This is a genomic window from Pseudomonas sp. Ga0074129, assembly GCA_001465025.1.
Classification (GTDB): domain Bacteria; phylum Pseudomonadota; class Gammaproteobacteria; order Pseudomonadales; family Pseudomonadaceae; genus Aquipseudomonas.
The window spans coordinates 1-8,941 of the sequence record LNDO01000011.1 but is presented as its reverse complement, the minus strand read 5'-3'; the positions used below and the strand labels follow the sequence as shown (position 1 = coordinate 8,941).

Annotated in this window: 12 protein-coding genes; 3 read left to right on the top strand and 9 right to left on the bottom strand. The window is 56.4% G+C overall.

Annotation, left to right across the window (positions count from 1 at the left end):
• Window positions 1–382: 382 nt before the first annotated feature.
• The 5 genes from AUK77_RS00660 to AUK77_RS00640 all read right to left on the bottom strand — a co-directional run bounded on the left by AUK77_RS00660 (window position 383) and on the right by AUK77_RS00640 (window position 3,067).
• On the bottom strand, window positions 383–685 hold the full coding sequence (locus AUK77_RS00660) for a hypothetical protein (protein ID WP_296125223.1): 303 nt from the start codon (window positions 683–685) through the stop codon (window positions 383–385).
• Between the two features lie 198 nt (window positions 686–883).
• A complete protein-coding gene (locus AUK77_RS00655; RefSeq protein WP_296125221.1) occupies window positions 884–1,483 on the bottom strand; it encodes a DUF6088 family protein in 600 nt (199 codons plus the stop codon).
• Window positions 1,484–1,485: 2 nt separating this feature from the next.
• Window positions 1,486–1,749: a BPSL0761 family protein gene (locus tag AUK77_RS00650; protein ID WP_296125219.1), complete on the bottom strand. Its 264-nt coding sequence runs from the start codon at window positions 1,747–1,749 to the stop codon at window positions 1,486–1,488.
• A 47-nt stretch (window positions 1,750–1,796) separates the two neighbouring features.
• The gene (locus AUK77_RS00645; protein WP_296125217.1) at window positions 1,797–2,357 is read right to left on the bottom strand and encodes a hypothetical protein; all 561 of its coding nucleotides are present in this window, start codon (window positions 2,355–2,357) and stop codon (window positions 1,797–1,799) included.
• A 302-nt stretch (window positions 2,358–2,659) separates the two neighbouring features.
• Window positions 2,660–3,067, bottom strand: coding sequence for an antitoxin Xre-like helix-turn-helix domain-containing protein (locus AUK77_RS00640; RefSeq protein WP_296125215.1), 408 nt, complete (start codon window positions 3,065–3,067; stop codon window positions 2,660–2,662).
• Window positions 3,068–3,318: 251 nt separating this feature from the next.
• Here AUK77_RS00640 and AUK77_RS00635 point away from each other — a divergent pair, with 251 nt between their 5' ends.
• Window positions 3,319–3,564 (top strand): hypothetical protein, encoded by a 246-nt coding sequence (locus tag AUK77_RS00635; RefSeq protein WP_004423113.1) that lies wholly within the window; start codon window positions 3,319–3,321, stop codon window positions 3,562–3,564.
• 284 nt (window positions 3,565–3,848) lie between these two features.
• On the opposite strand, the gene AUK77_RS00630 is transcribed toward AUK77_RS00635, so the two are convergent.
• From AUK77_RS00630 to AUK77_RS00615, 4 genes are all read right to left on the bottom strand, one after another.
• A complete protein-coding gene (locus AUK77_RS00630; protein ID WP_296125214.1) occupies window positions 3,849–4,565 on the bottom strand; it encodes an ABC transporter ATP-binding protein in 717 nt (238 codons plus the stop codon).
• The gene (locus AUK77_RS00625; RefSeq protein ID WP_296125212.1) at window positions 4,558–5,760 is read right to left on the bottom strand and encodes an ABC transporter permease; all 1,203 of its coding nucleotides are present in this window, start codon (window positions 5,758–5,760) and stop codon (window positions 4,558–4,560) included. The genes AUK77_RS00630 and AUK77_RS00625 overlap by 8 nt, the downstream gene beginning before the upstream one ends.
• Before the next feature lie 5 nt (window positions 5,761–5,765).
• Window positions 5,766–6,980 carry an efflux RND transporter periplasmic adaptor subunit gene (locus AUK77_RS00620; RefSeq protein ID WP_296125209.1) on the bottom strand — a complete coding sequence of 405 codons (1,215 nt, stop codon included), beginning with the start codon at window positions 6,978–6,980 and terminating at the stop codon, window positions 5,766–5,768.
• Between the two features lie 937 nt (window positions 6,981–7,917).
• Window positions 7,918–8,157, bottom strand: a complete 240-nt coding sequence (locus AUK77_RS00615; RefSeq protein WP_296125208.1) for a helix-turn-helix transcriptional regulator — start codon at window positions 8,155–8,157, stop codon at window positions 7,918–7,920.
• A 146-nt stretch (window positions 8,158–8,303) separates the two neighbouring features.
• Between AUK77_RS00615 and AUK77_RS00610 the strand changes: the two genes are divergently transcribed.
• Window positions 8,304–8,540 (top strand): hypothetical protein, encoded by a 237-nt coding sequence (locus tag AUK77_RS00610; protein ID WP_147809416.1) that lies wholly within the window; start codon window positions 8,304–8,306, stop codon window positions 8,538–8,540.
• Window positions 8,533–8,889 (top strand): DUF3596 domain-containing protein, encoded by a 357-nt coding sequence (locus AUK77_RS00605; protein ID WP_296125206.1) that lies wholly within the window; start codon window positions 8,533–8,535, stop codon window positions 8,887–8,889. Before AUK77_RS00610 ends, AUK77_RS00605 begins: the two co-directional genes overlap by 8 nt.
• The last annotated feature ends 52 nt before the right edge of the window (window positions 8,890–8,941 follow it).

Below are 8,941 nucleotides of genomic sequence, written 5' to 3'. Positions count from 1 at the left end.
AAGATCAATTTACGCCCACGCAAACGCCTGGGCTGGAAGACACCGTACGAAGTGTATGCAGGGGTGAGCGTTGCACTTATGGGTTGAATTCAGGCGGTAAGAACATCCCTTGCCCCAGAAATGTAGTGCGTGCATCTATTGGCGTAGACCAAATCAACTGGATTAGGGTCAGCATCTGGAGCATCCATATATTGCACTGCCTTGACACACTCACCTAAAAGCTCATCCGCTCGGCCAGAGTCAGCAAATGCGTTTGCACACGAAAAACAAGCTAACAGCCCTGCGAGTAAAAGTTTGTGCTTCACTCTTTTTGCTCCTTGATACTAAAAAATCAGCGGTTATCCCCAGGTGCGTGACCAGCTGGAGCAGATGCGTTTGCTAGCTATTTAACTGAGCACATAGGCGCAACCACCATTCTCAACTTCATGCCGTATTCCATGTACCGTGCCTTTTCTTCGGGGGTAACTGCCTTGTAGGCGCGGTTGGAATACATCAGGATTTCATCATCACTGAATCCAGCATTTTTCATTTCCTTGGGGACACATGCGCATGTGCGCGGTGTTGATGCCCGCTCGCATTTTTTCAACAGTTCGGCCATGCGAGCCTCTGTATTACCTACCGCAAAGGCACCAGGTATCGATACAAGGCCCAAGCTAAACGCTACCGCCATCATCCGTTTTTTCATTCTCGTTACTCCGTAATGCCCAGGCGGCAAGGGATATTCTCTCTTGCGTTCAACTCAAGGACAAACTGAATAGCCTAGTTTCGTAGGTAACTTTAGGCGTCCGCTTTTGGCCGATCGTCACTACCGCGCTTAATGTTCGATACCAATGAAAATTCCCGGTCAGCTGGAATGCAACTCGGTGGCTGAGTCAGTGCAACTTCACATCAGTGCCATGCGCATCCATTTCGGCATTCTGCAGGCCAATAGCTTGTTCATTTCTTCGGGACTAAGCGCTTTTTTAACTACAGCCACATCTTCCTGAGTGATGCCGTCTTTACCGAGATAAAATAAAGCGCTGATGGCCATCCCGACCTTGGTTCCTGCGCGCTGCATAACCATCGGAGCAGCATGTACAAGCCTTATATCGGCCTTGCCTACAGATATCGATCGGCTGGGGCCACTGGTGTAATAAATCGGAATGACCGGCATCTGTGTACTCAGACCGAATCGCCTCACTGCATCAGCTCCATGAATCTGCAGCGTCCAACTGTTTTTCTTGGCAATCAGATTTACCAAGTCCAATGGCCCAGGACGCACAGCTCTGCCAGTGTGCTGGCTGTATTGGGCGCGCATGTAAATGCCACGGCACACACGCTCAAGCTCGCCTTGCCGAACCAACTGGGCTACTGCTTTGGAGATGGCCGTACTCGTACCAAGCTCTGCAAAGTCGCGGATGCTGAAAGGTCTTCCTTTACGCAGCCGCTTAACCCGCCGCATAACGAGTTGAGATACCGTCGGTTCAGTCAAATAGCTGGCCATTGCTATCGCTCCTGCTCCAGCGACGAGCAGAGCAGCGGCTGGTGGTAGGCGATAACTCGGCGCCGATATTCGTCATCATCGGCACCGCTTGCTAAGCATTCCTCCAAGCGTCCCAGCGAGAACACCTCAGCTGAAGAGGGGTAGTGCCTGAGTAAACTTTTCGCATAACTGCGGATGCCCTGCGGTAGGCCCGCATCACGGGAGAGCTCACGCAAGAACTCCTCTGTTTTGACGAGGATACGAGTTCTTTCATACGGTAGGGTCAATCGTTATCTCCCAGACGGGATATGAAGGTCGCGGCTAGCTAAAGCGCTTACCAGCGCCTACCACCCATAATGCAGCCCAGCGCTTCGGGCATTGAATTAAAAGTTCCCCAGCTCGTTAAGCCGCCAGTAGCGGTGCTATCAAAACAGCACACTTCGTAGCGAACCCCTGTTGGCCAATCGCTAAACCAGAGTGCCTTTAAAGCTGCGATATGCTTTTCCACATCTTTTGCCGCCAGTTCGGGGAAGACTTTACCTATCGAAGCTTGGCTAGCCCGATGACTCACCTCCAGCCCATAAGGTCCTTCCCAACTACAACGCTCGATAAATGGACGATTCCACCAGCGGGCTTTGCATACGTCGGTATGCTGCTGGCTGACTAGATTCTCGAATTCTGCAGGCAACGCAGGGTCTACCAACACACCCTCAATCAGCTCTACTGCGAAGAACAGTAGTCCATCTACCTGTAATTCCCTTAAGTCGTCCCGCCCACTCTGCAGGCGCTCCAGATAGGGGGCGATGCCGAGTAGTGTCTGCCGAGTTGAAAGCTGCAAAGCCTGCAGATTTGCGAAATCCCATGCAGCCCAATCCTGATCATTACGTACGATCATGATTGCGCTCCTGCTCGGCTTCCCGGCTTTCATGCCACTTGGCAAACACCCACAAAGCAGTACCCAGTGACAACAAGAACCACATAATCCACTGAGGTATTTGGTATTGGGCGCCCAACCAAAGACCAACGCCACCGCACAACATCGTCACAAAAAACCATCTCATCAACGTGTACTCCCGATTACAAACGAGATGCCACGGTAACCCGATGTTCTACTGTGCTAACGCTAGCGCTGAAAATTTCGTCGGCACCCAGATTGGGAAATCAGGATGACCCGTGAGCGCTCATTCGTGCTGAGGGTTAGTCCGCACCAGGTTCACTAACCCCACAAAATGCGTCGATTCGTTTGTAGGTCTCCAAAAATGACATGAGGTCGCCCTGCGCCATAATTTCCAACGGCTTACGACCATTGAAGAATTCGTTTTGGTTATCAAGCCCCATAAATCCGTAGACGTTTTCAGGGTTATCAAAGACCAGCCTTAGGCTGGCGTGGCAGTTCAAGACAATGCTGGCCCGCTCCAGTTGATCTCGGTCGAGTTCAACGCTTTTGCCCTGATGAGCACGAGAAATGCTGCTGCGCGAGACACGAAGAACATTGCTCGCCTGCTCGGTAGTGGCCTTCCATTTCTCCAGGACCCTCAGGGCCGTGCGTAGAATTACGCCACTTTGATCCGTCGAGAATGCGCGAATTCTGGATGTTGCATGCATGACGGAAGCTCCTGTTTCTAACCAGCAAAAAAGATCGGGTGTGTGACACACAGTAACCTGATGCTCGGGTTTTTAACCCTCGAACCAATAAATCGTCAGCTCCCAGATTGGGCAGCGAGGAATCCACAGCGGCCACCTCTGAAACCGTGAGCTTTTGCTAAACTAGTGGCCTGCGCCGCGGGACTTCGTTGGCAGCGGCTCGCCGGTGTCTCCCCCTGCGGACACCCATTCAACCGTTTCCCGGGGTTACGATGCGGAACCATGTAGTGATTGAGGACTGGGATGGCGACGGCGCTATTCGCCTACCCGATGACGTTCTGCAGGAAATGGGCGTCGACGTTGGGGACACGCTCTACCTCCTTGAGGAGTACGTGGGCACAACCCGCTGTCTGGTGCTCAGTAAGTCACCGCGCATTCCTGATCGCGTGGATGAGCTGGTTGGCGATTGGGAGTCGTTTGGCAAGGTCTCCGCCGAGATAAACGCCAAGGACGAGTGAGTTAGCCACCGCACTAACCTCGATGCAGCTTGCACGGCCTTGGTCCCTGCGAGGGTAGAGTTTTCCACCAGAAAAGCATCGCTAACGTTGGGGCCTGCACACTCCTGGGTTGCCAATTTGTGACAGCAACAGCAGAGAGCGACAAAACGAATTTGTGTGGCCGCGGGGGAAGCCCAAAGCGGCAGGTCTTAGTGATCGTGTTAATACCTATGACTTTGCTGGGCCAAGTCGCTGCCCGTAGGCTGCCAGCCCAGCCCAGCCCAGCGGAGCCGGCCGCGGGTGTTTCATGCCTGTCGGGTCACATCGCTCTCTATGTAGCCGTCTGCGAGAGTGATGACGCGATCACACTGATCAGAAAGGCGTGGGTCGTGGGTGACCAGCAGCACCGCGCAGCCAAATTCGCGGTTGAACTGACGAAACAGTTGAAAGACTTCGGCGGCCGACTTGCTGTCGAGGTTGCCGGTCGGCTCGTCGGCCAACAGCAGGGCCGGGCGGGTGATTAGTGCCCTAGCGACCGCCACCCGCTGCTGCTGCCCGCCGGAGAGCTGATCGGGCTTGCGCTGCTCCATGCCTTGCAGGCCCACCCGCGCCAGCAGATCGGTGGCCCGTTCACGCTGTTGCGATGTGGGTTTGCCAGTGGTCAGCATGAGCGGCATCAACACATTTTCCAGCGCCGTGAAGGCCTGAATAAGATGATGGAACTGGAATACGAAACCGATCCGGGTGCCGCGCAGTGCGGTGCGCTGCGTATCGTCCATCGTGCGGGTAGGTTCTTCGAGCAGGTAGAGTTCGCCGCCAGTAGGCTTGTCGAGCAACCCGATCAGGTTGAGCAGGGTGCTCTTGCCAGAACCGGAAGCGCCCACCAGTGCGGCGAAGTCGTTGCGTTGTAGGCGCAGGTCCAGCCCGTGCAACACCTCATTCTCGGTCGGTGTGTCGACGTTGTAGGCTTTCCTGAGACCCTCCAGGCGCAGAACCTCTTGCATCGCTTGCCGATCAGACATGGCGTATCGCCTCCACCGGGTCGAGCGCTGCCGCACGCCGTGCTGGCACGGACGCCGAGAGAATACCGGTAACCGTGGCCAGCGCCGCAGCAGAGGCCAACAGCCAGGGATTGAGAGGGATATAGAACAACTTGGGACCGAAGGTGTTGAACGCGCCCACCAGACCATAGCCGGCCGCACCGCCCAGCAGCGAGCCAGCTAGACCGAACAGCGCTCCCTGGATCAGGAACACCCGCAGCATCTGTGACTGACGAGTGCCCATTGCGCGCAGGATGCCGATCTCGCGCGTGCGCTGCACCACGCTCACCGACAACACGCTGGCGATGCCCAGTGCCACGCTCAGGGCCACGAACAAGCTGATCATCTGAGTGGACAGGCTCTGTGAGCGCAAAGCGTTCATCAGTTGTGTGTTGGTTTCCATCCAGCTCTCGGCCTTCAGGCCGGTGAGGCGGCCGATACGTTCGGCAATCACCTGCGCTGCAAAGATGTCTGTCACCGTCAGGTCGATGGCGGTGGCCGCGCCCGGTAGATCGAGCAGGGCCTGCGCCTGCTTCATGTCGAGGTACACATAGCGTGCGTCGAGTTCGCGCACGCCCAGTTCAAAGATGCCGGCAACATTCACCACGGCCTCACGACCTTGACCGCCATCCAAGCGCAGTTTGTCGCCGACGGCCATGCCCAGGTCTGCGGCCAGCTGTCTGCCGATCACGGCGTCACCGGCACCGATGCGAAAGACGCCGGCGATAATGTCCTGCTGGATAGGGATGATGCGCTGGTAGCGCTGCGCGTCGATGCCGATCAGTGCGGTCGATTGCAGGGCCTCGCCACGGCGGGCAAAGGCCGGCCCCGAGATCACCGGCGAGACCGCGCTGACCTGCGGGAAACTGTCGAGCACATTACGCACCTCCTGCCAGTTGTTGATCGAGCGCAGGCGCTGGGCACGCTTGTTTTCCAGCAACAACTGCACGCTGCCGGGCTCGACGGGCAGCACGCGGTTGCGTTCTTCCGGTGGCTCCACCTTGATGTGGGCCTGAGTGCCCAGCGTGCGCTGGATGATGTTGTCCTGCAGTCCCGTGATTAGTGCGGTCAGGAACACGATGACCGCTACGCCGACGGCGATGCCGACGAGGATCAGCAGGCTCTGTGCCTTGCCCTCACGCAGGAACCTGACAGCGATGGTCCATTCAATCCACATCGGGGCTAGTCCAGTCGGGCAGGCAGTTCATTTCGACTTTGCGAGTCAAAAGACGCTTTGGCGGTGGCCGTCATCCGAACCTGGTCACCCTCGGAGATGGACGCTCGCGCATCAGCCAGAATCCAGTCGCCGGCCTGCAGCCCTGCGCTGATCTCGGTTTGAGTCAGACCCCGTAGCCCGAGGCGCACCTTGCGCCGCGTGGCCTGCCCATCGGCCACACGCCACACCTCGGCGTGTTCACCGTCCACAACTGCCAGCGCATCGTTGGGCACCGCCAGGGCATTATCACGACGTCCGGTTTCTATGTTCACTGAAACCGTCATGCCCTCCAGCAGGAAATCCGGGGCCGAATCCACGCTGAGGCGTACGTCCACAGTGCCGCGTTGCGGATCGACAGTCGGCGCGATGAAATCGACCCTGGCCTGGAAGGTGCTGGCCGGGTAGGCATCCGCGACACAGGTGGCCAACTGGCCCAGAGCGAGCACCTCAAGGTTCTTTTCGTCCAGCGGCACCAGCACCTCGGTACCGCCGGTGCGGGCAATGTCGAACAGAACAACGCCTGGCTGCACCAGATCGCCGGGCTCTGCATTACGGGTCAATACGGTACCGGCCAGCTCGGCCCGAATGGTGGTTTTGGCCAGCTGCGCACGAGCATTGGCTACCCTTGCTTGCGCCGCCAGCTCGCTGGCCTGACCGGCTTGCAGCGTGCGAGCAGCCAGTTGTGCCTGTTCGAGCGCTGCACGCGCGCTGGTTTCAGCCTGTACGGCCTGCTCCATGATCTCGCGGGAAATCATTTGCCTGCCCAGCAGTTCTTGGCGGCGCCGGGCTTCCCGGCTGGCCTGAGTCAGCCGAGCTTGCGCATCACGCAACGCGGCTTGCGCCTGGGGCCGGCTGGACTGTTGCAACTCCGCCAGCGCGGCTTCAGCTTCATGTACCGCAGCGACCAGATCATCGGCTCGCAACACCGCTAGCACGTCGCCGGGAGCTACCACGTCGCCCTCGGTCACTCGGCGCTCGATCACCACACCGGTTACCTGGCTACCTACCTGCGCACGCGAAAGTGCGGCGACCCTGCCGGTGGCCACTACCGTCTGCACGAGGGGTTGCGCAGTTAGCTGGTAGCCGGCCAAGGCCGGTCCCTGCAGGGTGCGGATGCCTCCCCAGATCAGCACAGTCAGCCCTGTGCAGGCGAGAGCAATCAGCAGCAGGGCACGGTTCATAGTGTGGCTCTAGTGTTAGGGATGACAGGCATTCGCTTGCCGATTAGCGGGCGAGGCAAGCTTCATGCTTATTGTACGCTTGGGTTGGCTCTTTCCTAACTTTCGGCCCACTCCTTGGCGGCTTTGCCATTGCGCCCTGAGAGGTTGGTAGCCTGTACGTGCAACACGGAGTAAATCGAGGAAGCTGCACAGATCGCACTAGTCCAGCACCGGGCAATGGCAGAAATTGCTTCTGCCGAGTCAGGCGGATACGACCCGCTGTCTGGTGCTCAGTAAGTCACCGTAAATTCCTGATCGCTGGATGAGCTGGTTGGCGATTGGGGGTCGTTTGGTAAAGTATCCTCCGAGATAAACGCCAAGGACGAGAGAGCTAACTGCAAAGCCTCTGCCCGCATATATCGTTGCTTGCGATTCTGGCATTGCTTCCTGCAGGAGCAGGGTCCTTTATGCATAGCGTAACGGCTACGATGCTCGCTGCTGTTGGAGAAAAGAATTCAGGCTCAATGAAGCGGCGGTAGGACTCTTCAGAGTCTGGCTAGTGGTCAAAATCGATATTCCTGATTTCGTTTTTTGTGCCAAGAATAACTGCCATCAGATGTTGTTATTAGCTTTAAACTGCAAGACACAGTAGAAGACGAAAGCCTTGCATTGCGGCACTTAGAGGCATTTTTGAACGCTTACCGCCAACCAAGATTCCTGTACGTTATTAGTCTCCGAAGGCAGGGGTCGTGGGTTCGAATCCCGCCTGGTGCGCCATATAAAACAAGGGCTTAGGTGAAAACCTAGGCCCTTTTGTTTTTCATGTGTCCAAAATGTGTCCATTCTGTGCCCATCCAAATTGGCACTCGGAATGTAGCGACACCATTTAGACCACTGCCCTTATCTGCGGGGCGCTGGTAGACACTAATGGCTTTTATGAGCGGTGACGCGCAAGGCGTCACTCAGCCTTTCCAGGTAACTCAGTTACTCGCTTCAGTAAATCGCCCAACTCGCACCCCAGATACTCACAGAGCAGATCAATGTGATCCGTCGAGGTGTTATAGCCAGGCGTGTTGGCTATGCGCGACAACGTGGCTCTCGAAATGCCCGTGGCATCACTCACGTCTTGAAGGGTGATTCGCCGCTTTTCTCTGAAGGACTTCTCGTCCAACTGCTGTTTGAACATCACGCGAATCATGGTGGGTGACCTTGCTCAGGTAGGTCACTCATTTTGCATTCGACTCAAATTTGAGTCAAAAACAGCTTGAAAGTCTCAAATGACTCGTTATTATCACATTCGAGCCAATAAGCTCATATTTGATTCATTTGAGTCTGGAGAGAGAAATGAGTGAAATTTATCTGACAACTGATGAGCTGTCCCAACGCATCAAATACGACGCACGGACCATCCGTAACCGCTTGAAGGATTCCGTGCTGCTGGAAGGCATCCACTACTTTCGCCCTTTTGGCGGTCGGAAAATTCTTTTCATCTGGGAAGCTGTCGAGCGCGACATGGTGAAGTTTTCACGCGGCAATGGCTTCGGCATCCCGATGGCCAATGGCGGTGTTTGCCATGGGTAAGATCGTCGCGCGAAAAGAGACGGGGAATCTGTTCTTTGATTTCCGCTACCTGGGTAAGCGGTGTCGAGAGCAAACCACGCTGGCCGACACGGCAGCCAACCGTAAAAAACTGCAGAAGCTCCTCGAGCGAATCGAGGCCGAGATCACCCTTGGCACCTTTGATTACAACGAGTATTTCCCGTCAGGGAGTCAGGCTCAGGTAATCAGCAGGCTTAAGGCTGGGCGTGGAGATTCGAAAGTACCGATCTTTCGTGACTTCGCCGAACTCTGGTTCGACGAGAAACAGATGGAGTGGCGTCAGAGCTGCGGATTCCACGGTCATCTGGCCACCCATTCCATGAGCATCTGACCACCGATTCCACGCTGATCCGGCCACCCATTCCACGCGCATCCGGCCACTG